Source organism: Helicobacter sp. (assembly GCF_014799995.1).
GTDB lineage: Bacteria > Campylobacterota > Campylobacteria > Campylobacterales > Helicobacteraceae > Helicobacter_D.
In genome coordinates this window covers 1-23,664 of the sequence record NZ_JAAVGY010000013.1, presented here as the reverse complement: position 1 = coordinate 23,664, position 23,664 = coordinate 1, and the positions used below count along the sequence as shown (strand labels likewise).

Annotated in this window: 18 protein-coding genes, 1 pseudogene and 1 CRISPR repeat array; of the genes and pseudogenes, 5 read left to right on the top strand and 14 right to left on the bottom strand. The window is 37.4% G+C overall.

The window, feature by feature from the left end; translation table 11 throughout:
* Positions 1–128: 128 nt before the first annotated feature.
* Positions 129–971, bottom strand: a complete 843-nt coding sequence (locus HDT10_RS02645) for a ferritin-like domain-containing protein (protein ID WP_290879666.1) — start codon at positions 969–971, stop codon at positions 129–131.
* 3 nt (positions 972–974) lie between these two features.
* A pseudogene (locus HDT10_RS02640) lies at positions 975–1,599 on the bottom strand (MarC family protein).
* Positions 1,600–1,875: 276 nt separating this feature from the next.
* On the opposite strand from HDT10_RS02640, the gene HDT10_RS02635 reads away from it, so the two are divergent.
* Positions 1,876–2,985 (top strand): Cj0069 family protein, encoded by a 1,110-nt coding sequence (locus HDT10_RS02635; RefSeq protein WP_290879664.1) that lies wholly within the window; start codon positions 1,876–1,878, stop codon positions 2,983–2,985.
* 173 nt (positions 2,986–3,158) lie between these two features.
* Here the strand turns inward: HDT10_RS02635 and moaC are convergent, their stop codons facing one another.
* The 5 genes from moaC to HDT10_RS02610 all read right to left on the bottom strand — a co-directional run bounded on the left by moaC (position 3,159) and on the right by HDT10_RS02610 (position 8,812).
* On the bottom strand, positions 3,159–3,629 hold the full coding sequence (moaC, locus tag HDT10_RS02630; protein ID WP_290879661.1) for a cyclic pyranopterin monophosphate synthase MoaC: 471 nt from the start codon (positions 3,627–3,629) through the stop codon (positions 3,159–3,161).
* 17 nt (positions 3,630–3,646) lie between these two features.
* Positions 3,647–5,758 carry an STT3 domain-containing protein gene (locus HDT10_RS02625; RefSeq protein ID WP_290879658.1) on the bottom strand — a complete coding sequence of 704 codons (2,112 nt, stop codon included), beginning with the start codon at positions 5,756–5,758 and terminating at the stop codon, positions 3,647–3,649.
* 24 nt (positions 5,759–5,782) lie between these two features.
* Complete coding sequence (locus HDT10_RS02620; protein ID WP_290879656.1) at positions 5,783–7,000, bottom strand: glycosyltransferase; 1,218 nt, start codon at positions 6,998–7,000, stop codon at positions 5,783–5,785.
* A 15-nt stretch (positions 7,001–7,015) separates the two neighbouring features.
* Positions 7,016–7,201: a hypothetical protein gene (locus HDT10_RS02615; protein ID WP_290879653.1), complete on the bottom strand. Its 186-nt coding sequence runs from the start codon at positions 7,199–7,201 to the stop codon at positions 7,016–7,018.
* Positions 7,202–7,321: 120 nt separating this feature from the next.
* A complete protein-coding gene (locus HDT10_RS02610; protein WP_290879651.1) occupies positions 7,322–8,812 on the bottom strand; it encodes an FAD-binding protein in 1,491 nt (496 codons plus the stop codon).
* A 160-nt stretch (positions 8,813–8,972) separates the two neighbouring features.
* Between HDT10_RS02610 and HDT10_RS02605 the strand changes: the two genes are divergently transcribed.
* The gene (locus HDT10_RS02605; protein WP_290879650.1) at positions 8,973–9,434 is read left to right on the top strand and encodes a hypothetical protein; all 462 of its coding nucleotides are present in this window, start codon (positions 8,973–8,975) and stop codon (positions 9,432–9,434) included.
* Between the two features lie 8 nt (positions 9,435–9,442).
* Complete coding sequence (gene uvrC, locus HDT10_RS02600) at positions 9,443–11,302, top strand: excinuclease ABC subunit UvrC (protein ID WP_290879648.1); 1,860 nt, start codon at positions 9,443–9,445, stop codon at positions 11,300–11,302.
* Between the two features lie 39 nt (positions 11,303–11,341).
* Here the strand turns inward: uvrC and purH are convergent, their stop codons facing one another.
* From purH to ppsA, 7 genes are all read right to left on the bottom strand, one after another.
* Positions 11,342–12,874, bottom strand: coding sequence for a bifunctional phosphoribosylaminoimidazolecarboxamide formyltransferase/IMP cyclohydrolase (gene purH, locus HDT10_RS02595; RefSeq protein ID WP_290879647.1), 1,533 nt, complete (start codon positions 12,872–12,874; stop codon positions 11,342–11,344).
* A gap of 28 nt (positions 12,875–12,902) precedes the next feature.
* Positions 12,903–13,976 (bottom strand): LptF/LptG family permease, encoded by a 1,074-nt coding sequence (locus tag HDT10_RS02590; RefSeq protein WP_290879644.1) that lies wholly within the window; start codon positions 13,974–13,976, stop codon positions 12,903–12,905.
* Positions 13,973–14,581: an aminoacyl-tRNA hydrolase gene (pth, locus tag HDT10_RS02585; protein ID WP_290879643.1), complete on the bottom strand. Its 609-nt coding sequence runs from the start codon at positions 14,579–14,581 to the stop codon at positions 13,973–13,975. Before pth ends, HDT10_RS02590 begins: the two co-directional genes overlap by 4 nt.
* Before the next feature lies 1 nt (position 14,582).
* Positions 14,583–15,119 carry a 50S ribosomal protein L25/general stress protein Ctc gene (locus HDT10_RS02580; RefSeq protein ID WP_290879640.1) on the bottom strand — a complete coding sequence of 179 codons (537 nt, stop codon included), beginning with the start codon at positions 15,117–15,119 and terminating at the stop codon, positions 14,583–14,585.
* Positions 15,120–15,184: 65 nt separating this feature from the next.
* Positions 15,185–16,189 carry a transaldolase gene (locus HDT10_RS02575; protein ID WP_290879638.1) on the bottom strand — a complete coding sequence of 335 codons (1,005 nt, stop codon included), beginning with the start codon at positions 16,187–16,189 and terminating at the stop codon, positions 15,185–15,187.
* 9 nt (positions 16,190–16,198) lie between these two features.
* On the bottom strand, positions 16,199–16,822 hold the full coding sequence (gene serB, locus HDT10_RS02570; protein WP_290879635.1) for a phosphoserine phosphatase SerB: 624 nt from the start codon (positions 16,820–16,822) through the stop codon (positions 16,199–16,201).
* Between the two features lie 127 nt (positions 16,823–16,949).
* The gene (ppsA, locus tag HDT10_RS02565; protein ID WP_290879633.1) at positions 16,950–19,373 is read right to left on the bottom strand and encodes a pyruvate, water dikinase; all 2,424 of its coding nucleotides are present in this window, start codon (positions 19,371–19,373) and stop codon (positions 16,950–16,952) included.
* Between the two features lie 193 nt (positions 19,374–19,566).
* On the opposite strand from ppsA, the gene purL reads away from it, so the two are divergent.
* Together purL and HDT10_RS02555 are read left to right on the top strand one after the other, a co-directional pair.
* Positions 19,567–21,777: a phosphoribosylformylglycinamidine synthase subunit PurL gene (gene purL / locus HDT10_RS02560; protein ID WP_290879631.1), complete on the top strand. Its 2,211-nt coding sequence runs from the start codon at positions 19,567–19,569 to the stop codon at positions 21,775–21,777.
* Between the two features lie 19 nt (positions 21,778–21,796).
* Positions 21,797–22,258, top strand: coding sequence for a hypothetical protein (locus HDT10_RS02555; RefSeq protein WP_290879630.1), 462 nt, complete (start codon positions 21,797–21,799; stop codon positions 22,256–22,258).
* 49 nt (positions 22,259–22,307) lie between these two features.
* A CRISPR array of direct repeats spans positions 22,308–23,660; the repeat unit is 36 nt; unit sequence GTTTTAGCCGCTTCTTAAATTCTTTTATGGTAAAAT.
* Between the last annotated feature and the right edge of the window lie 4 nt (positions 23,661–23,664).

The following is a 23,664-nucleotide window of genomic DNA, read 5'->3' as shown; positions in this document are numbered from 1 at the left end:
ATCCATAATCTAGCAAAAAGTAAATTTTGCAATGAAATCTAAAGCGAGATTCTAAATGATAGATTGCCGTGATTTCTTACAGAATCTCGCAATAACGAAAGGGTAACGCACAAGGAATCTTAATCTCTTTATTTGGGATTTTGCGAGAGAAAAATCTCATTTTCTAGCATTTTTAATTCTTCTTGGCTGAATCCTGCTTGTAATCTTGCGTGGATATTGAATTGCGTATTGGCTTTTGGAAAAGAAAAATGATAATTTTTAAGAATTTCAAAGTATTTTGAGGCTCTCTCTTGAGGTGCGATTTTTTCTTGTTCGCACACATAAGCAAACCATACGCTACCTTTGAAAACGTGTGAAATCTCATCTCTTAGAATCATCTCTAAAGTATTCAAAAGCTCTTTTTTAATGGAATGGTGGCTTGCCTGAACTTTTGCACATAAAAAGGGATTGACATCTAAGCCAACGGCTTCCATTCCGCGCGGAATCAGAGCGATTCTGTCTAAAAGCACATTACAATTTTTCATAGAATCAAATAGCAAAGTATGCACGCCAAAATCTCCATAATGGAATCCTAAAGTCTCTAAAAGTGATTGGAGTGCTAAGAAATGTTTAACCTCTTCGTTTGCCACTTCCACCCAATCATAATAAAAGTTTAGAGGCAATCCCCGAAAGCGATAGGCACAATCTAGGGCTAAATCAATTGCTGAAAATTCAATGTGTGCGACAGAATGCAATAAATGCGCGACATTTAAGTCTGTTTTTAGGTATTTGCCTTGTGGGACTTTAGAGGGTGGCACGATAGAGCAAAAGTGTGCAAAAGTCGGGGAATTTATGGGCAAAATGATTTGGTTATGCTCTAGGGTGAAATTTTGGAAATTTTGCCAAATTTCTTGCGTTAAGACACATTTTTCTTGGGCATTTTTAGCATTTAATGCGCTAAAAAGAGCAGAAAAAAGTTCATTGGATTCCATTGCCTAAAACATAGCCTTTAAGCCGATAATAATCATCTTAACCCCCCACTGCCATAATAAATACAAGTGCAATACGAGAAAGTACGTGTAATGCAAGTTTGCCCAATATGCGCTCAATACTAGCGGAAAAATGAAAAAGTCCAAGCATAAAGGCAAAAGCAGTGATGATAGCGACAATCGTGAGAATGAGACCCTCTTCTTCGGATAATACAACGACCGTAGAAAGCGTTCCTGGACCTACAAGCATAGGAAACGCCATTGGAACGATGCTTTGGTTGAGTAATTCTGTCTTGCTTAAACCCTCGTGGTGTTGCGCATCTTTGTGTGTAGGCAATAATAATCCCTTAAGGCTAACCAAAATCAAAAGGAATCCTCCCGCAATGCGCAGATGATTCAATTCTATTTTGAAAAGAAATTTCATAATAAAAGGACCTGTGAGTAAAAACAGAATCACAATCATAAAAGCGACATAAAGAATATTGCGAAAGAGGCTTTGACGCGTTGTTGTGTCTAAATCGTCTGTCATAGAAATAAATTGAGGGAGATTGCCAAAAGGATTTAACACCGCAAGAATGGTGATAGCGACTAGCAAAAGACTATGAAGTTGAGATTCTATCCCAGCAGGCATTGGATTCCTTAATTAGAAAATTTTAAGCCAAATAAAAATCCAAGAAAATTTCTTAAAATTAGATTAATTTAATGGCGAAATTATATCCCAAAAAACTTTTAAATCTCTTGAGCAAGAAATAACCTTAATATAATTCTAAAGGTTAAACTTTAGGCAAATTTTGTATAATTTAGTAACACTCACAAATGAAATCACTCGGAGGGTGCTCTTAAGGATAATAAGTTTAAGACTTATTTTGATATTCTTCTAAATCATAATTTATTTTTGGAGGAAAGTATGAAAAAGAATATTGTCTTTTTTGAAGCAGTTGGCGGTAGTGATAAAGGTGCAGATGGACATAGAAAAGACACTATGCCAATGGTAAATGCCCTAAAAGCAAAAGGTTGGGATGCGGAAGTAGTGCAACTCACCGATGAGGCATTGCGTGATTCTGCCAAACGAGAGGAAATCTATAAAAAAGTGCGTGAAAGTGCCGATGGTTATGTTTCTCGCGTCAATCCCGGAAACTTAAAAGAAGAAAAACTCTATTTTGATGTTTTGCGCAAACTTTGTGCCGATGGATTGGTAGGTATGCCCCACCCTGACGCAATGATTGGTTATGGAGCAAAAGATGCTTTGACAAAATTAGCCGACACTCCTTTAGTTCCTAGTGATACTTATGCGTATTATGACCCAGCAGAAGCAAAAAGAATCGGAGTAACTTTCAGCGACAAACACGATTTTAAGAAAACTTTTCCTAAAACTCTAGCAAAAGGTGAAAGGGTTTTAAAGCAAAATCGTGGTTCCACAGGTGAGGGGATTTGGCGCGTAAGACTAGAATCTAGCAGTGATTATAATAAAGTAGAATCTCTCCCGCTAGATACTAAAATCATCTGCACAGAAGCAAAGGATAATCACACAGAAGAGCGAAAATTAGGCGAGTTTATGGATTTTTGTGAGCATTATTTAGTGGGCGATAATGGTATGCTCGTAGATATGACTTTCTTGCCACGTATTAAAGAGGGTGAGATTAGAATCCTTATGCTTTATAAAACTCCTGTGTATGTTGTGCATAAAAAACCAGCAGAAGGTGGTGATGCGTTTAGTGCAACTCTCTTTAGCGGGGCAAAATATCGCTACGATGAGCCAAAAGATTGGCAAACATTGGTAGATTGGTTCTTAGGACAACTTCCACAAATCAAAAGCAAACTAGGCAACTATGACTTACCGCTTATTTGGACAGCAGACTTTATCCTAGACACAGACGAAAAAGGTGCAGACCGCTATATTTTAGGCGAAATCAACTGCTCATGCGTTGGATTTACAAGTCCTGAAGAGTTTATGGCAAAAATTGCGGTAATGGTGGGAGACAATATCGTAGAAATCGTAAGCGAAAAGAAAGCGTAATCACTTTTCTCCATTAACCTCATTTCACAAGGAATCTTTAAGGATTCCATTGTGAAAATTTGTATTGAAGTTGCAAATTTAACAAAATGAAATAAAAATCGTTTTTTGTTTTACAAAATTTTGGAAAGCATTTTAATTTACAAATCTGAATAATTTTATCTGATAAGATTCATTTAGCGCACGAAATGCCCACTTTTTCCTCCGCTCTTTTCCATTAAATAAATCTCGCTTAAAACCATTGTTTTGTCAATAGCTTTAACCATATCGTAAATTGTCAATAAGCCAATATTAACACCCATCAAAGCTTCCATTTCTACGCCTGTTTGCCCATAAGATTTGGCACACACTTCCAAAATAAAGGCATTTTCACTCGCGATTTCTTCTATCTCACATTGGACGCTTGTTAAGAAAAGCGGATGACACATTGGAATCAACTCTGAAGTGCGTTTTGCCCCCATAATAGCCGCGACAATAGCGGTTTGCAAAACTGCGCCCTTTTTGACTCTTTGCTCTTTGATTGCACTAAAAGCCTCTGCGCTCATTGAAATTTTCCCCCTTGCAAGAGCGACTCTATGGGTAGAATCTTTGGGCGAAACATCTACCATTTTGGGATTTTGTCGTTCATCTAAATGCGTAAGTTCCATATCTTTCCTTTCTTGAATTATAAGAGTTTATAAATTGTAATTGTGTCATTTTTTAGCACTTTTTGGAATAAATTAGAATCTAAATTTTCAAAGAATAAACCTTTAAAATAAAAGCTTTCCAAATACGATTCTGCGCAAAGTAGTGTTTTGCCATTGGGCAAAAATATCGCAATAAGCGCGCTTGTAGCGTCAAAATCTTGCGTAAGATTGTGTTTTAAGTCTATGCTTTTTTGAATGGTGATTTGAAAATCTTGTGCAGAGACTTTACCCGTGATTTTGTTGAAATAGATTCCGTTTTTGAAACTTATCCTTTCGTTATTTTCGCTGATAGATAAAGCAAAGAAATCAAGCTTTGGCACTTTGCCATTGTTTAAATCCACAGAAGAGAAACGCATAATATTTGGAAAAATTTCAAGCATACGAAAAGGCAAAATAATATAAAGATTCTTTTGTGTCTTGGCAAAATTCCTTTGTGTTTTTAGGTTTTTTAGTCCTTCCTCTATCCCATTTTGCCTTAAATAATCCTCTAAGGATTCTGCATTTAAAAGCATTTTGGCGACATTGTAACTGATTTTCTCCTCTTTAGAACTTAGCACTAGGCTAATAGGAAAATTTTGTTTTCCAGAATGTATTCCACCATCAATGAAAGTCTTTAAGCCGCTAAAGTAGGTAATATAGTAACCATAATCCCACCAAGCTAATGCAAAATCACCGCTTTTGGTATCAATGGCGCGGAGAATCTCTGCTTCACTTGCCTCTAAAATAGGGGCGATAATATAATTCTTAATATGCCATAAATGGGGCAGAATCGCTAAAAATACGATTCCAAAAATCAAAATCTTTTTAAGAATTGCATATTTGAAATACCTTAAAGCCTCTTGCGTTTGGTAGAGTAAAAATCCAAGTCCAATGGCAAAGATTGACGTAGCATAAAAGCTAAAGCGTAAGCCTTGCACAAGAGAAAAACAACCCAAAGCCAAGAATGGCAAAAAGATTAAGAATCTCTTATACGCCAAAATAAGCCAAACATAACCCAAAGTACCTAGTATGAACCAGACGATTCCACCACTCACACGATAGGCAAATTCATCAAAGCCAATGCTTGAAACCTCTGCAATAGAATCTAGGACATTTAAATAATGAAAATTCTCGCCTTGAGTATCAGAAGCTAAAAAATAGCCTAAATAATCACTAGAGAACATATTGGGCAATAATTTCCACAATAAGAATCCAAGATTGCCCAAGAAAAAGAGTATGAATAAAGCCTTTGGCTTGCAATATTGGCATAAAGATTTCAAACCTAAGCCCAAAAAGAATCCTAAAAATATCCAAGCAAAAGTGAGTTTCGGCAAAAAAATCTCTAAAGTTAGCGTCCAAAGCAAGCCCAAAAGAATCCATTGTATTTGGGATTCTTTGTGTGATTTGCCCCACAAGTCTTTTAGGAAAAAGGAGCATAAAATCAAAATATATCCTAGCAGAACATAACGCAAATTCGCATAATATCCAAGTGCCAAAGTACTTAAAACGAGTAAAATAGCATAGTCTCGTGTGCGTTGTGTTTGCCAAGTGCGCAGAATCATCACTCCTACGCTCAAACCCAAGACAATCACGAGCATATCTGTGTCATAATAGCCAAAGAGCGTGCGGTTATAATAACTCACGCTAATGCCGCTCAAAATGCCACTTAAGGCGCAAGGAATCACTCCAAAGCTTCGCATTAAAGCCATTACGGGAAACACAACTAAGCTGCCAAAGATTCCGGGCATAAGGTGAAGAATTTGCTCTAGGTTAAAGGGCAAGCAAAAAGCCAAAAATGCAGTGAGTATAGAGAGAATCTCATTAGCAGATTTGGGAGAAGTTTGGGATAGGTTAGGAGAGTTTAGAATCGTAAAAAACTTTTGGGGATTTTGCCACAATTCCCAAGTGAAATTTGAATAAAATTCTTGTGCAATGAAGAGTAGATGCTTCGCACCTTGCGCGTAGAAATAACCATCGTGTGTATTGAGCAGAAGTGCTTCATTATAGAAATATTGCGGATAGGCACTCAAGATGAAAGGATAATAGAATCTTACCCCTACACAGAGGCAATAACAAACAATGCTTAAACTGACAAATACCCCTAAACGCAAGCAAAATCCTAAAACAATCTTAGCTTAATTTTTAACAGAAAACTGCCGCGCTTCTTTTTGCAGTGTTTTTACTTCATTGAAGAATTTTGATAATCCGCCCTTATGGATTGTTTTGCAGGCTTTAATAAGTGCCGCTCCTAGACGATAGGAAAAGGTTTGCTTTTCTTTAATCGCACTTTGGTAATCATCATAGGATTCTAAAGGAGGTAATTTTAAATGTGGCTTGGTTAAGACGATTTGTGCATAGAATCTTGCTTCTTGCCTGTGCTTTAGGGTAATGGAGGCTAAAATAAAAGGCAATTTCAAGCGTCCCCAAAAACTTTTATAATGTTCAATGATTGCATAGCCAAGCTTATAGGAGAGATGGTAGCGAATCCTCTCGTAACCATAAGTTGTATTTGCGACAAATCCCTTCGGATTCTGACTTCCCCCTGCTTCTAGCCATTGTTGGTAACAGTGATTCCATTCTTGCCAAATCTGATTGCAAAGCCGATTATTCCAAAAGCGATTCTTTGAGCCATAGGCGTGGATTAAGATAGGGTTTTGATTCTTGCGCCATAGCACGCTACCGACATAACGATTGCCCAAGTCTTTGATTCTTAAATTTTTCTCAAGAGTAAGCAGTGAAAAAGTGCCTTGGTCATTAATGTTAAGCGGATTTTGCGCGCTGATTTGATAGATAAAATCATAGCATTCTTGGGGATTCTTCAAAGTATCATTAAAGACAATGATGGGGGTTTGAAAAACATTGGTGTTTTGAAATTTTCCTTGATAAGCTGGCATTGTATTGGCTATACTTGTTTTCCCCTTTCTAGCAGCTAGCACATAGCCTTGCTTCCTCAAATCCTTTAAATGCGTAATCTCTTGAAGCAATAAAATATCAAAATCCAAATACACCACACATTCGCATTCATCTAAAAATCTAAAACCCTCAAAACACGCATAAACCATATGCGTCCAACGTCCTAAGAACTTGTTGTTTTTCAAATCAAGCGGGGTTTTGGCGAAAGCATTAAGATTCGAGATGAAATCCTCTTTGGTAAAAGTCTGGAATTTTACCGCACTTGTTCCTGCGATTCTTTGCAAAGCTTCCTTATCACTTTGCTTAAATCCATCGTGGATTAAATAAAAAATATCAATCATCTCACCGCATTTTGCCTTGATATTGGCTATCATTGAACCAATCACAAAGGCAGAATCACAAGTCGCACAAAGCAAAATTCCAAAGGAATATTTTTTCATTTTTATCCAAATAGTTTAGTGTTTAAAAGCTATTTTATAATATTTTTGATGAAAATTGCCTACAAATGTCGCAAACGACATTGAAAGATTCCATTCTATATTAAGGTTATAGATTACTTTAGCTTTGCCTCGCAATGATGAAAAGAGCATTTGCCACTGTGTCATTGCGAGATTTTGTAAGAAATCGTGGCAATCTATCATTTAGAATCTCGCCTTAAAGATTTCATTGTAAAATTTACTTTTTGCAAGATTATGGATTGTTTTGAGGCAAACCCTCGCACTTACGATTTTCTTTGCATTGATAAAAACAGCAGAGCAAACTTATTCAATATAATGTGCGCCTACGGAGAAATCTCGTTTCAAAGCAGATTCTATGATATTTTTAGCTGTTAATAAGCGCAAACGCAAAAGTCTCCCTACACCACTTTGAAGCATTACTTCCACTCCGCCCAAGGCTTCATTCAAGCCAGACTTTCTACGAATGATACCCACTTTATGCCACATTAAATGACGCAAAATCGCCTTTAAGTTTTCGTCTTGTTCCTTTTGCAAGACTTGAGAATGCAAAGGAAATTCCCGCAATTTAGAATCTTGAATTGTATTTTGCCCCACTCCATAACTTCCCAAAATCTCTTTTGCACTGCGTCTTGAAAACACCAATCCCTCTAACAAAGAATTAGAGGCTAAACGATTTGCTCCATGCACTCCTGTGCAGGCGCATTCTCCCATTGCATAGAGATTCTGCATACCCACAACTCTGCCAACATCGTCTGTTTCTATCCCTCCCATACAATAATGAAAGGCAGGAGAAATGGGGATTCTGTCCTTTGGTAATTCGTATCCAAGCGCACTTAGATTGCGTGCAATATTGGGAAAACGTTCATAAAAAAACTCTTTAGAAAATGGGCTCAAATCCAAATAAACTTCTTTTTGCTCTTGCGGGGCTTGGGGATTCTTTTCTTCTAATTTCATCTTATAGTCAAAAATGCTACGCGCTACTTTATCACGAGGAGCTAACTCTCCATTAGAATCATAATCAAACAAAAAGCGATTCCCAAAAAAATCTACAATCCTCGCCCCCTCTCCTCGCAAAGCCTCACTCAAAAGCATTTTACGCGCGTGCGGAGTTTTCACAAACACGGTGGGGTGGAATTGCAACATTTCCATATCTTTCAATTTCAAGCCATTTTCCAAAATCATTCCGTGCAATTCACTAGAAATTGTATAAGCATTGGTATGGTATTCAAAAAGTGCCCCCACTCCTCCACTAGCTAGAATTACGTGCTTAGCGTAAAGGTTATAATTCCCTCTCTTGGTTAAAACGCTCACTCCATAGCAATGATTCCCCTCAATCAACAATTCTGTAACGGTGGCGTTTTTCCATAATGTATGCGAAATCTGTGCAATCAAATGCGAATGTAATGCCCTCCCTGTGCAATCGCCTCCTGCGTGAATGATACGCGAAGTGCTATGGGCGGCTTCTTTGGTAAAAAGCAGATTTCCCTGCGCGTCTCTATCAAAAGGAGTTTGACGCGCAATCAAATCTTCTAATACCTCCAAACTCTCTTCGCTTAGGGTTTTTACCGCCTTTTCATCACACATTCCAGCACCTGCATTGAGTGTATCCTTGACGTGTAGCGGAATGTCATTCACATCTTTTGCAACTGCGATTCCACCTTGTGCATAAAAGGTATTGCACTCCCAAGGTTGCTCCTTACAGAGAATCAAGACTTTTAGATTTTTGGGTAGATTCAATGACGCATACAATCCTGCAACGCCAGCCCCTACAATAATCACATCAAAATAAAACATATTTCAGTCCTTACTTCTAGTTAATTTGACTTATCGCAAGATTCCTACTCCCCAAATGCTCTGCACTGCTTGTCTTGTTTTGGGGATTGAAAGGGTCATCTTTAAAGCCACAACCTGCGCTTAAAAAACTTAGACAAAAAATCTGTGCTATAATTAAAAAATGAAAAATGTATCGGAAATTTTGTCGCATCTCTTTAGTGCTCCTTGTTATTACAAATATCGTGAAATCAACCAAGTGAATCGTTTTATTCGCTTGCTTCCCCTTACTATTAAAAGCGGAATTGCTTTTGGCTATATCCAAAACGATATTTTATTTTTGGCTCTTAGACACCCTGCTTTTAAACAAGAATTTTATCATAAAATCTCCCTCATAAAACAACTTCTCAAAACTTACCAAAAGGAAAAATCTAATCTTTTAGAAGTGCGAGAGATTAAATATTTCGTAACCTATAATGCTTATCAAAAGGAAGTGCAAGCATTACAAGAAAATGCAACACAACAATGTTATGGTGAGCTCTCTTGCGGTAACTTTATCAATTATGCACAGGATAAAGAAATCCATAAAATCTTTGAAAATATCCGCCAAGCAATCCTAAAAAATCAAGAATCCCTTGAGGCTTAAGAGACTTAATGGAATCCAAAACAACCAATCCTAAACTTACGCCACTTTCTGATAAGGTTTTAGAAACATTAAAAAAGATTCCAGATAAAAGCGGAGTTTATCATTATTTTGATAGCGAGGGAAGATTGCTTTATGTTGGCAAAGCAAAGAATCTCAAAAATCGCGTCAAAAGCTATTTTCGCTTCACTCCCACACTCGCCCCTGCTCCCAATTTGAGCCTAAGAATCGCAAAAATGGTGCAGCAAATCGCAATGATTCGTTATCTTATTGTAGAAAATGAGAATGACGCATTGATTTTGGAAAATTCACTGATTAAGCAACTCAAGCCCAAATACAACATTCTCTTGCGTGATGACAAAACCTATCCTTATCTTTGTGTAGATATGCAAGAGGATTTTCCACGTATCATTCTTACAAGAAAAGTCTTGAAAAAAACGCAAGGCTTACATTATTTTGGACCTTATTCTAGCGGCGCGCGCGACTTGCTAGAATGTCTTTATGAAATCTTTCCTCTTGTGCAAAAAGAATCTTGCAAACAAGGCAAAAAAGCCTGTTTGTTCTATCAAATCAAACGCTGTTTAGCTCCTTGCGAAGGGAGGGTTAGCATAGAATCTTATCATTCCATTTTACACAATGCGCTAGACTGCATTGAGAATCCTAAAAAAATCCTTACAAAATTAGAAGGAAAAATGCTCTTTCTAGCCGAAAATTTACGTTTTGAAGAAGCGGGGGCTTTACGAGATAAAATCGCAAAGATTCAACAACTCCATACGATTTCATCAGTTGATTTTGCTCGCCTAGAGGATTTAGATGTCTTTGCATTGGTTTGTGAGGGAAAAAGTGCGGTTTTGGTAAAGTTTTTTATGCGTAAGGGCAGAATCGTCTCTAGCGCAACACAGATGATTAAAAGTGAAATGGGATTTGATGAAAGTGAAATTTATAAACAAGCGTTAATTAATTATTATGATAGTGATTTACCCCTGAAGCCCAAACAAATCTTGATTCCTTTTGACTTGGGAGAGATTGCAAGAGAGCTAGAAAATTTCTTGCAACAAAAATTCCACAAAAAGATTCCATTGCATAATCCCAAAAGCGGAGAAAAAAGGAGATTATGCGAACTTGCTATACAAAATGGTAAAGAAGTCTTGCGCTTGCAAAAAAATGATGAAGAAGAAGTGCTTGAGGCGTTAAAATCACTCTTCAACCTACAAAACATTCCTTTACGTTTTGAAGTTTTTGACACCTCGCACCACAAAGGGCAGCAATGCGTTGGCGCAATGATTGTATATGAAAACAAAACTTTTATCAAAGAATCTTATCGGCATTATTTATTAAAAGGTTCAGATGAATATTCACAAATGCGCGAAATGCTAGAACGTAGAATCGCAGATTTTGCCAAAGAATCACCCCCGGATTTGTGGGTTTTAGATGGAGGGGCTGGACAAATTAATTTGGCAAAAGACTTATTAAGCAGTGCAGGCGTGAATTTAGAGGTAATTGGAATCGCAAAGGAAAAGCTAGACCACAAAGCCCACCGCGCTAAAGGAGCGGCAAAGGATATTTTGCGTGATGAACTTTTGCAGGAATATCGTCTCCCCTCTAGTGATAAACGTTTGCAATTCCTTCAAAAACTACGTGATGAGGCACACCGCTTCGCAATTACTTTCCACCAAAAACAAAAACAAAAAACAATGAAAAAATCTAAGATTTTAGAAATCAAGGGTATCGGCAAAGCGACACAAAATAGGCTTTTGTCTTATTTTGGTAATTTTGAAGCAATCCATAATGCCACCTTAGAAGAATTAATGCAAGTGCTTTCTCAAACACTCGCACAAGCCACTTTTGAATCTTTGCATTCCAAAAATTAATATTTTGTGTGGCTATTTAATCACTTTGCGATTCTGCAATCAATGCAGAAAGTGTCGCTTACCTGTGAAATAAAGTGCGATTCCATTGGCATTTGCACATTCAATCACTTCTTCATCTCGGATACTGCCACCGGGTTCAATGATAGCACTTACACCGACTTTGTGCGCCTCCTCAATACTATCTTTAAAAGGAAAAAATGCTTCACTTGCCAAAACGCAACCTCTCAAATCCAATCCCATTTCTTGTGCCTTTCTAATGGCAGCTTTTGCGGCATCTACGCGACTTGTCATTCCCATACCAACGGCTACCATTGCGGAATCTTTCACATACACTACACAATTAGATTTTACTAAACTTGCGACTTTATAAGCGATTTCTAAATCTTGCATTTGCGCTTTGTTTGCGACTTTTTGGCTAACGCACTGCGCATTTTTCACTTCCTCTAATGCAATCTTATCGGAATCCTGCAAGACAAACCCTCCCTCAATATGTTTAAAATCTTGTTTATCTTTAGGGAATTTTAAATATTTACCCCCACAAGTGAAAAGTTTGATTTTTTTCTTCGTCTCAAAAAGTGCCAAAGCTTCTGGTGTAATCTCTGGCGCGACTAAGACTTCAATGAATATTTTATTAATCTCTTGTGCGAGTTCCAAATCCACGATTCCATTGACTGCTACCACACCGCCAAAAGCAGAGATAGAATCGCATTTGAGTGCTTCTACATAGGATTCTACCAAATTATCTTTTAGTGCAAATCCGCAAGGATTGGCGTGTTTGACAATGCACACACAGGGACGCTCGCCAAAGCTAGAGGCGATTTTGACTGCGCTATTAATATCCGTTAGATTATTGAAGCTAATTTCTCCTTTGAGTCTTTTAAAAGTCGTGGAATAGAAATCGCCAAATTCATAATACGCGCCTTTTTGGTGGGGATTTTCCCCATAATGCGTAGGGCTGACGAGCTTTCCGCTAATAAAATGAGAATCGCCAAACCCACCTTTAAAACGTTGGTTCATATAGTTTGCAATCATACAATCATAACTTGCAGTATGTTCAAAAGCTTTTATCATCATACTTTGGCGAAATTCCAATGTGTTTTGATTATTCTTAAGGCGCGTTAAGACTTCTTGGTAATCCTTAGGATTCGTCAGAATCAGAACAGATTCAAAGTTCTTTGCCGCAGCCCTTACCATTGAAGGACCGCCAATATCAATGTTTTCAATGATTTCCGCAAAATCATTTGTGCGCTCAATCGTAGCCTTAAATGGATACAAATTCACGCACACTAAGGAAATATCGCGGATTCCAAATTCTTGTGCTTTTGCAACATCTTCTTTATGATTGCGGCGGTGCAGAATCCCTCCGTGAATCTTAGGATGCAAGGTTTTTACGCGTCCATCAAACATTTCTGGACTTTGTGTGTATTGCGCAACATCTAATGCTTGGACATTGTTTTCTTTTAAAACCTTTAATGTCCCCCCTGTGGATAGAATCTCATATCCCAATTTCACTAATTCTTGCGCAAATTCTACAATTCCGCTCTTATCGCTTACACTCAAAAGTGCTGTCATACCCTACTCCTTATATTATGATTTATAATTATTCCTTTGACATTCTCAACAAGACAAATAAGCTCATTAAAAACAATGCAAAAATCGGCAACAAAATGCTAAACTCTGGCTGCAAGAATCCACTAATAGACAATCTTGAAAAACTAAAAAAAATCCCCCAACTTATCAAGATTCCTAAAATCATACTTAATGTCATCAAACCCAAATTAGTGTAACGATTAGAATTGGGAGTGAAATTACTCAAACAAATCATCATTAAGGGTGAAAAAAGCGGAAAAAATATCAAGTTATACAGCAAACCGCGAATTTTTTGCGTATTGACTCCCTGCGCATTAAAAAGCGAAATTGCTTCATACGCATCTAGGATAGAGGTGCTACCATTTTTTTCGTAGATATTCTCCAAAATCTTAGGCTTAAATCCATTTAAGGTTGTATAAGTTTCTTTCTCTTGAATTATTAATGGATTTTGTCCAATCTGCAAATTATCCTCAAGATTTGTAATTGTAACATTTTGCAGATTCCACTCCTCACCATTGAAAAATGCCTTAGGAGATTCCATTATGCGCAAAACAAAATTATATTCCTTGTCAAATTCATATATATGCACACCCTCCGCACTTTGCAATAAGGGGAAAATCTTTTCAAAATAAATATAAGTATTGTTGTATTTTACAAATAAATTTCTCTTGTAATCACTCAATAATCCTTGGTCAATAATTAAATCTATTTGCTCTTTTGCATAAGCAAAGGGTGTCGCATTGAGAGCAATAAAGAAAAATGTTATCAAAAAACTAAGAGTAAAAATGGGTAAGAAAATTTTTAACTTTGAATATCCAAGTGCTAAAAATGCAGTCCATTGCGAACTTTTAAGCAAAACAATCATCAATACAATTTGCGATAATACCAATGAGAGAGGCAAAATAAATTGGCTTGCATACATAAAATCATAAGCCAGTAAAAGAACGATTAAATTAGCAGAACTCGGTAAATCGTCCAAATATTTTACTAAGTCAATCACAACAAAAAAGCATTCCAAAGAGACAAACAAAAAGAAAAAGTATTTTAAATACAACAATCCAATATAGCGAAAAAATAAACTCATTTGGTTACTTCAGGAATCTTTTGTGATTCCATATCAGAGGATTTTGGAGTTAGAGTAAAAAGACTAGAAATTTTGCTTGCCAACTCTTTGGGCGATTCTAGCTTGGAGATTTCTAAAGCTGCTTTGGCACAATGTTCAATGAGGGTTGGATTGGTAGATTCCTCTTGTGTATCAAAATCACTCAAAACCCAATGGCTTACCTCGGATTTTATCTTAGGTTTGCTGATTCCATAGCGGATTCTATAATACTCATTGCCGCATAAAGAATCAATGGACTTCAATCCATTATGCCCCCCATTTCCTCCACCAAATTTAAACTTCACTGCTCCAAAAGGCAAATCTAGCTCATCATGCACAACAGCAAAATGAACAATTTTATAAAAATTTTTAACGCTCTGCACAGATTCGCCCGATAAATTCATAAAAGTTTGGGGTTTTAAAAATAAGAGTTGATTGGATTTATAGACTTCACCTTGAAAGTTTTTATCACTTTGCCTACTTGCACCAATAGAAGAGATTAAGGAATCCAAAACCCTAAAGCCTATGTTATGGCGGTTATTTTGATATTTTTTACCCGGATTCCCTAAACCTACGATTAAAAACATTTTAGCGAGATTTTATCACACCAACAATCGCAACATCATCGCGTTCCACAATCTTCACACCATCAAATGCTGGCAAATCTCGCACAAGCACAACATCACCTACATCTAAATCTGCTACATTGATTGCGTATTCTTTAGGCAAATTTTCAGGTTTAGATTTGACTTTAATACGTTTTTTAGACATCATCAAAACACCCTTGTTTTTAAGCCCTTTGGGTGTGCCAACCGTGCGAACTTTGACAGAATATTTTGCCTCCACACCTTGTTGTGCTAGCATTAAATCCACATGGATAATTTCGCTTGTAACTGGGTCTTTTTGATATTCTTGAATGACAACAGGATATTTTTGTGTGCCAACTTCTACTTCAAAGATTAAATCTGTTTTGCTTTTGACTTCGCGAATAAAAGCATTACGCTTAAAAGCACAATGGATATTTTCTTTGCCTTTTCCATAAATGTTGGCAATTAGATAACCATTTTTTCTTAAAGCCTTGACATCAGACTTAGAAATACTCTCTCTAATTATTCCACTTAACATTTCGTATCCTTAAAATTAAAATAAACTCGCCATTATAGCGGATTTTTTTAAAACTTAATTTAAATTTATTCCAAACTTGACAAAATCTTTTCAAAGGCTACCTTGAAATCTTGCAAACCCTGCTCCAAGAGTTCCTTGCTAACCTTATTCAAGTCTATTCCTGCTTCTTTGACAATGGCAAAATATTCTTCTAATTCCTCTAAATTTGGCAAATAAGCTTCTTCTATCTCGTCTAATTCCACAAAAGCCTTTAACGCGGTAAGTGGTGCGGTATTGATTGCATAAGGGTGGTAAAGCTCTTTGATATAATATGCTGGCTCTAAATCCTCGCCCTTAACGCCTGTGCTGGCAAAAAGTGCTCGCACTCCTGAAAGGGAATAACTATTTAAGATATGATACAAATATTGCGCATTTTTAATCCCCAATGTCGCACTTGGAATCCCGTGTTCTTGCAGAATAGAATCGCATTTACGATCAAAGCGAGAGACAAAAATACTAACAACCGCACGTGGATAATCTTTAAACTCTTTTTTGCTCGTATTTTTTAATCGCTCATAGCCTTTCTTAAATGCCTCCATACAACCCACAACTTGTTCTTTACTGAAAACTAAAGTCGCATTAACAGAAATTCCTTGCGCAATCAATTCCTCCATTGCTCCAAAGCCGGCTTTTGTCGCTGGAATCTTAATCATTACATTAGGATAGCCAATATCATTGAATAATCGCACACCCTCTTCAATAGTCGCCTTTGTATCCTCGCACAGATTAGGATCTACTTCAATACTAATGTAGCCATCGTTAGGATTCGCATTATAAAGTGGTTCAAGTAATTCTGCAGCGCGTTGAATGTCGGTCTTGGCGAGTGCTTCATAGATTTCTTTTGCACTCTTACCCTTTAGGGAATCTTTTTGGGCTTGGTAACTTTCGCTCAAAAAAGCTTGCTGAAAGATTGTTGGATTGCTTGTCGCACCTTCCACCAAATCCCCCTCAATCATCTTAACAAAATCGTTTTCTAAGAAATCTCTTTCTATAAAATCACACCAAAGCGAAAGTAAAGCACTCTCTTGCATATTCTCTCCTTAATCCAAATAAGCTGTAAGTAACATAAGATTCTTTTGAGTAATGATGATATTTGCTGCTTCTTGTAGCACCTGATTGGCGCAAAACGCTACCTTTTTGCTTGCATATTTAAACATAGAAACATCGTTTGCTCCATCGCCAATCACGATTGTCGTCTCATAAGTCGCATTAAGCAAAATTTGCAGCTTCTCAAGCATACGCCCTTTGGAATACGCAAACATCATCTCGCCCCCTACTTCTCCTGTCAATACATTGTCTTTTCGGTGCAGAGTGTTACAAAAATACATATCATAGCCCAATGCTTTTTGCCCTGCACTCACTCCCTCATCAAAACCGCCACTAAAAACTACAATCTTGTAATTGCGTTTTTTTAACTCCTCAATTAACTCTTTTGCCCCTAGATTGTAACACAAATGATTGCACACCTGATATACTTTTTCTAAAGGCATACCTTTTAAAGTTGCCACGCGTCTTTTTAAGCTATCGTGAAAGTCTAATTTGCCTGCCATTGCTTCTTTGGTGATTTGACTTACCTCCGCTTCACTATGATTTGCACGCGCAAGTAAATCAATCGTCTCCCCATCCATTAAAGTAGAATCAAAGTCAAACACTGCGAGTTTCAAACGAATCCTTAAAGTCTAAAATAACAAGTATTATACAATGCCAAAATAAAAAGTATTTCAAAAATGAAGTTTAATTTATTTTTTCAGGTTTTTTAAAGCAAGCAGAGCTCAAAAGCTCCGCTTATTCTTAAGAGATTCCGAGTTTCTTTTCAAGCTGGACGATTCTATCCCAAGTTTCTATCATAGAATCTGGATTGAGCGAAATAGAAGTAATGCCATTTTCTACCAAAAATTCTGCAATTTCTGGATAGTCGCTTGGAGCTTGCCCACAGATTCCGCAATACTTATTGTGTTTCTTGCAAGCTTCAATCGCCATTTTAAACATTTTCAATAACGCTAGATTGCGTTCATCAAAGATATGGCTCACAAGCTCACCATCTCTATCTACTCCTAGTGTCAGTTGCGTCAAGTCATTAGAACCAATGGAGAATCCATCAAAGAGTTGCAAAAACTCATCTGCCAAAATGACATTTACAGGCAACTCACACATTACATAAATTTCTAAGCCATTTTCACCTTGCACTAAACCATTTTTGCGCATAATGTCAAGCACTCTGCGTCCCTCTTCTGGCGTTCTTAAGAATGGAATCATAATCTTCATATTGGAGAATCCCATTTCATTTCTTGCCATTGCGAGTGCTTGACATTCCCATTCAAAAGCTTGACGATATTGTTCGGAATAATAGCGGCTCGCTCCTCTATATCCAATCATTGGGTTTTCTTCGTGTGGTTCATAGCTTTTCCCCCCTACCATACGACAATATTCATTGGATTTAAAGTCGCTTGTGCGCACAATCACAGGCTTTGGATAGAAAGCAGCAGTAATCATTCCTACACCCTCAGCAATTTTTTTGATAAAGAAATCCTTTGGATTAGTGTAGCCTGACATAATTTCTTTCACGCCCTCTATCCCCTCAAATTCTTTGTTCCCATTGTGCAAATCCACGAGGGCTAAAGGGTGTGCTTTAATGTAATTATTAATGATAAACTCCATTCTAGCGAGCCCTACACCATTATTTGGAATCATAGAAAATGAAAATGCTTTTTCGGGATTCCCAATATTCATATAAACTTTGGTTTTAGGCTGCTCAAGAGTGCTTAAGTCAATGGTTTCTATTTCATATTCATAAACCCCCTCATAAACAAAGCCATCTTCCCCTTCTGCGCAAGAAACGGTAACTTCCATACCTGTTTCTAGTTTCTCTGTTGCTCCTACTGCTCCCACAATTGCAGGCACACCAATTTCACGCGCTACAATCGCAGCGTGGCAAGTACGCCCACCACGATTTGTAATAACCGCCGCCGCTTTTTTCATCGCAGGCTCCCAATCTGGGTCAGTATTGTCTGTAACGAGGATTTCACCTTGTTTTAATTCTCCCATATTAGAAATACTATCAATCACGCGAATCCTACCTGTTCCTATTTTGCCTCCAACAGCCTTGCCTGTCAGCAGAATTTCTTTTGCGCATTTATCTTTGAAGAAGTATTTTTCAAAGGTATTGCTTTGTTTTTTCATTTTTTGGCTTTGTACGGTTTCAGGACGCGCTTGCACGATGAAAATCTCACCACTATTTCCGTCTTTTGCCCATTCCATATCCATTGGACGATATTCGCCTGCTTCTTTGGAATAATGTCTTTCAATCAAAATTGCATAACGCGCTAAAGTCAGCACTTCATCATCTTCTAGTGAAAAACTTTTTAATTCTTCTTCTGTGGTTTCAATGTTTTTAGTTGGGTGTTTAGCTCCCGGCGCAGCATAAACCATTTTAATATTCTTAAATCCTAATTGACGTTTCAAAATAGGACGCTTGCCTAATTCCAAAGAGGGCTTGAAAACATAAAATTCATCAGGATTCACTGTTCCGCCTACAACATTTTCACCCAATCCCCAACTAGAAGTGATAAACACCGCATCTTTGAACCCTGTTTCGGTATCAATACTAAACATAACTCCAGAGCTTCCCTTATCAGAACGCACCATTTTTTGCACCCCGACAGATAAGGCGACTTTGAAATGGTCAAACCCTCTTGAAGCACGATAACTCACTGCTCTTTCGGTAAAGAGAGAAGCAAGGCAAGATTTCACATAGTGGATTAATTCTGTTTGTCCTTGCACACTCAAATAAGTATCCTGTTGCCCTGCGAAACTTGCATCAGGCAAATCCTCGGCAGTTGCGGAACTCCTCACCGCAACATCTGCTTCTTCCATTTTATATTCTGCACTTAAGATTTTATAAGCTTCTAAAATCTCTTCACGCAAATCCTCTGGCAATGGAGTACCAAAAATCATATCGCGAATTTTTTTAGAGCGAACATTTAATACATCAATTTCAGTTACATCAATCCCATCAAGCAATTCTTTGATTTTCTCTCGAATCCCTGCACTATCTAGCAAATACCAATATGCTTCACTTGTAATTGCAAAACCATTTGGGACTTTGATTCCCATTGGCACAAGCTCTTGAAACATCTCTCCAATACTTGCATTCTTTCCCCCAACGATAGGGACATCTTTGTTGTTTAACTCTTTGAAAAACTTGATGTATTTCATCTTAAATTTCTCCTTGAAATTCCTGCATAAAAATTGTTTTATGAAATAAAACGCGTATATTCTACTCAATTTAACTTTATCTCAATCTTAGTTTATCTATACTTTATGCGTCATTTGATAAACTTTCATTTATTTTGTAAATTTTACACACTAAAATGCACACAAAATCGCATACTATGTTTTAAGGAAAAAAATGGAAAATCTATCCCAAGTTTTAAAACAACACAAACTCACGCAAGAGGATTACGACAAGATTCTAAGTATTTTGGGGCGAGAACCAAATCTAGTAGAACTTGGCATTTTTTCAGCAATGTGGAGCGAGCATTGTAGCTATAAATCTAGCAAAATCTATCTCAATGGTTTTCCTACCCGCGCACCTTGGGTGATTCAAGGACCGGGAGAAAATGCCGGTATTATTGATATTGGCGGAGGCTATGGAGCAGTGTTTAAAATGGAATCCCACAATCACCCAAGCTTCATTGAGCCTTACGCTGGTGCGGCAACAGGCGTAGGTGGAATTATGCGAGATATTTTCACAATGGGAGCTAGAGTAGTAGCAAGCCTTAACTCTATTCGTTTTGGAGATATTACTAAAAAAGATTCTATGGGCGCAAAACATCGCTACTTATTGCGCGGTGTTGTCGCAGGAATTGGTGGTTATGGTAATTGTATGGGCGTGCCAACCATTGGGGGCGAAATGAGTTTTGAGCCAAGTTATGAGGGAAATATTCTCGTGAATGCCTTTTCTCTTGGAATCGTTAAAAATGATGAAATTTTCTATGGAAAAGCAGAGGGAATTGGCAATCCTGTCATTTATGTTGGCTCTAAAACAGGACGCGATGGCTTGGGCGGTGCAGTGATGAGCAGCGATTCTTTTAGCGAAGATTCTAAATCTCTTCGTCCCACCGTCCAAGTGGGCGACCCCTTTACCGAAAAGCTACTTTTAGAAGCTTGCCTAGAATTATTCCAACAAGATTTAATTGTAGGAATCCAAGATATGGGAGCAGCAGGACTTACAAGCTCTAGCTTTGAGATGGCAGGACGAAGCGGAAGCGGTATGATAATGCACCTAGATAAAGTGCCTATGCGTGAAAGTGGAATGACTCCCTATGAACTTATGCTCAGTGAATCACAAGAGAGAATGCTCATTTGTGCTAAAAAGGGTTGCGAAGCAAAAATTATAGAAATCTTTTCTAAATGGGAACTAGATTGCGCAATTATCGGTGAAGTTACCAATAGTGGCAAAATGGAGCTCTTCTGGTATAATGAAAAATGCGCAGAGATTCCTATCGCTCCGCTTAGTGAAAAAGCTCCCCTCTTGCGTCGCCCAATAAGTGAGAATCCACATTATTTAGATTCTATTGCGCCTTTAGATAAACAAAGTTTAGAGACACAAGACACCCAAAAAGTCTTTGAATCTTTGCTTAAAAGTCCAGAGATTTGCGATAAAGCTTGGGTTTATACTCAATACGATTCTAGCGTGCAAACCAACACGATTATCCCTAGTGGCGCAGGAGGCGCAAGTGTGATTCGCGTCAAAGAAAATGGCAAAGGCTTGGGAATGAGTGTCGCGTGCCAAAGCCGATTATGCTTTCTTGACCCAAAAGAAGGTGCAAAGCAAGCTGTCGCAAAAGTCGGACGCGACATTGCTTTACGCGGAGGACGCGCTTTAGCAATTACGGATTGTTTAAACTTCGGAAGTCCAGAAAATCCCGAAGTAATGTGGCAATTCAAAGAATCTTGCGAGGGAATCAAAGAAGCCTGCAAAGCCTTAAATACTCCTGTTGTGAGTGGAAATGTCAGCTTATACAATCAAACCAATGGTAAAGACATTTATCCTACCCCAAGCATTGCAGGCGTTGGCGTCATTGATGCGGTAGATAATGTTTTGCAATCTCATTTTAATGAAGCAGGATTAGAAGTTTATCGGTTAGCTCCACGAGACATTCAACCACAATTTGGCGCAAGCTTAGTAGCAAAATATTTTGGCAATTCTTTCAAAAGCGAAATTGCAAGAATCAGTCTAAAAGACGAGCTGTTTTTATGGAGTGCATTAAATACCGCGAACGAACACGGATTATTAAAGGCTGCTGTGGATATTTATCAAGGTGGCTTAGCATTGGCTCTAGCTAAAGCGTGCATAAGGGGCAATATCGGAGTTCAAAGTGTGGCAAATCTTAGTTTTAGCGAATGGTTTGGTGAAGCACCTACACAAGTTTTGGTTGCCCTAGAGCCTCAAAATCTCAAGAATCTTTCCTCTTTGCTAGAGGATTCTAATTTGACTTTGACAAAAATTGCAACACTTGACGGTGCAGCACTCCAAATAGACAAAATCTCTCTTTCGCTTCAAAATGCACACCAAACATTCTATCAGCAATTTCAAAATATTGTTGAGACGCTTTAGTTTTGCCTCTGGGATTCTATTGCAGAATCTCGGGGCGCGTTTGAATCGGCTTTTATTTCTTATATCTTTCCCTTTGTTGCTCAATGCGCAAGATTCCAATACTTCTTTAATACAACCCAATTTTATGAGTTTTGACCAATTTTATGCTCAAGTGCATAAACAAACCCTTGCGCGAAATTTCGTGCGTTTTCGTCATCGCATTGTTGTAAGTCGTGAGGGTTATCATTCCTTAACCCCCAAAGAAAAGGAATCCTTAAATCAACTCCACGCACTCGTGCTAGTCTTTAGCAAAATTTCTTGGTTTATTTATTTTAACGAGCAAAACGGCGTAGGAATCTCAACGACTGCAAATAGTCATTTACAATTTGATATTCGTTATTATGAAACCTTGCGAGACATTGGGATTGACGGCGACATTAAAGCAATGTGTGTCTTGCCTTACTTTGATAAGTGTATTTTGCTTGGCTTCAGAATGTTTTGATAAATTATAGATTTTCACTCTAGGATTCCATAATGACTTATGCTTGCTCGTTTTAGCCGCTTCTTAAATTCTTTTATGGTAAAATTGACGACATGGCAACAGATATGACAGCAAGTTTTAGCCGCTTCTTAAATTCTTTTATGGTAAAATTATCCGGGCATATTACCGCCAAGAGCGTAAGTTTTAGCCGCTTCTTAAATTCTTTTATGGTAAAATTATTGTGTATAAAATTTTACAACATGCATTGTTTTAGCCGCTTCTTAAATTCTTTTATGGTAAAATTTCTTGCCTCTAATATAGGTATGATTCACAGTTTTAGCCGCTTCTTAAATTCTTTTATGGTAAAATGACATTGCGCTAAGGCATTTAAAAGTAAAGGTTTTAGCCGCTTCTTAAATTCTTTTATGGTAAAATCAAGATATACCCGCGACTATTTTAACCAAGTTTTAGCCGCTTCTTAAATTCTTTTATGGTAAAATCAACACAGAAATAGCCAGAGAGCTATTTAGGTTTTAGCCGCTTCTTAAATTCTTTTATGGTAAAATAGTGTTTCAGTAATTGTGGAACACGGGGCGGTTTTAGCCGCTTCTTAAATTCTTTTATGGTAAAATATCTCTCTCGCTGCTTTTAATTGTGGGTTTGTTTTAGCCGCTTCTTAAATTCTTTTATGGTAAAATGAAACTAATCAATATGTGAGTTTAGATTTAGTTTTAGCCGCTTCTTAAATTCTTTTATGGTAAAATTTTTTAAACAAATAAAAATATGAATTTCGTGTTTTAGCCGCTTCTTAAATTCTTTTATGGTAAAATATCAGCCAAAACGCTAAACGGTTATCATGGGTTTTAGCCGCTTCTTAAATTCTTTTATGGTAAAATTCTATGAACGAACATACTTTACGTTATCTTGTTTTAGCCGCTTCTTAAATTCTTTTATGGTAAAATACGCTAAAATGACATTCACGAGAAAATTCGGTTTTAGCCGCTTCTTAAATTCTTTTATGGTAAAATATTCTATGATGTATCTTAATATAGACGACAGTTTTAGCCGCTTCTTAAATTCTTTTATGGTAAAATTTTAAAACATTGATTAAAGATTTCGATGGGGTTTTAGCCGCTTCTTAAATTCTTTTATGGTAAAATTCTTAGCAAAGCAGAAGTTATAAGAGCTAGTTTTAGCCGCTTCTTAAATTCTTTTATGGTAAAATGTGACACAGGCTGTATTACACCCAGACGAGGTTTTAGCCGCTTCTTAAATTCTTTTATGGTAAAATCAACTTTTAGATAAACTAATTAACAAACTGGTTTTAGCCGCTTCTTAAATTCTTTTATGGTAAAATCTACCTAAACCACGAGAAAAACGAAAAAATGTTTTAGCCGCTTCTTAAATTCTTTTATGGTAAAATTCTT

Bases quoted from the DNA above. Each gene is read 5' to 3' on its own strand.
- HDT10_RS02645 (WP_290879666.1), bottom strand. From the start codon at position 971: ATGGAATCCAATGAACTTTTTTCTGCTCTTTTTAGCGCATTAAATGCT.
- HDT10_RS02635 (WP_290879664.1), top strand. From the start codon at position 1,876: ATGAAAAAGAATATTGTCTTTTTTGAAGCAGTTGGCGGTAGTGATAAA.
- moaC (WP_290879661.1), bottom strand. From the start codon at position 3,629: ATGGAACTTACGCATTTAGATGAACGACAAAATCCCAAAATGGTAGAT.
- HDT10_RS02620 (WP_290879656.1), bottom strand. From the start codon at position 7,000: ATGAAAAAATATTCCTTTGGAATTTTGCTTTGTGCGACTTGTGATTCT.
- HDT10_RS02615 (WP_290879653.1), bottom strand. From the start codon at position 7,201: ATGATAGATTGCCACGATTTCTTACAAAATCTCGCAATGACACAGTGG.
- HDT10_RS02610 (WP_290879651.1), bottom strand. From the start codon at position 8,812: ATGTTTTATTTTGATGTGATTATTGTAGGGGCTGGCGTTGCAGGATTG.
- HDT10_RS02605 (WP_290879650.1), top strand. From the start codon at position 8,973: ATGAAAAATGTATCGGAAATTTTGTCGCATCTCTTTAGTGCTCCTTGT.
- uvrC (WP_290879648.1), top strand. From the start codon at position 9,443: ATGGAATCCAAAACAACCAATCCTAAACTTACGCCACTTTCTGATAAG.
- purH (WP_290879647.1), bottom strand. From the start codon at position 12,874: ATGACAGCACTTTTGAGTGTAAGCGATAAGAGCGGAATTGTAGAATTT.
- HDT10_RS02590 (WP_290879644.1), bottom strand. From the start codon at position 13,976: ATGAGTTTATTTTTTCGCTATATTGGATTGTTGTATTTAAAATACTTT.
- pth (WP_290879643.1), bottom strand. From the start codon at position 14,581: ATGTTTTTAATCGTAGGTTTAGGGAATCCGGGTAAAAAATATCAAAAT.
- HDT10_RS02580 (WP_290879640.1), bottom strand. From the start codon at position 15,119: ATGTTAAGTGGAATAATTAGAGAGAGTATTTCTAAGTCTGATGTCAAG.
- HDT10_RS02575 (WP_290879638.1), bottom strand. From the start codon at position 16,189: ATGCAAGAGAGTGCTTTACTTTCGCTTTGGTGTGATTTTATAGAAAGA.
- ppsA (WP_290879633.1), bottom strand. From the start codon at position 19,373: ATGAAATACATCAAGTTTTTCAAAGAGTTAAACAACAAAGATGTCCCT.
- purL (WP_290879631.1), top strand. From the start codon at position 19,567: ATGGAAAATCTATCCCAAGTTTTAAAACAACACAAACTCACGCAAGAG.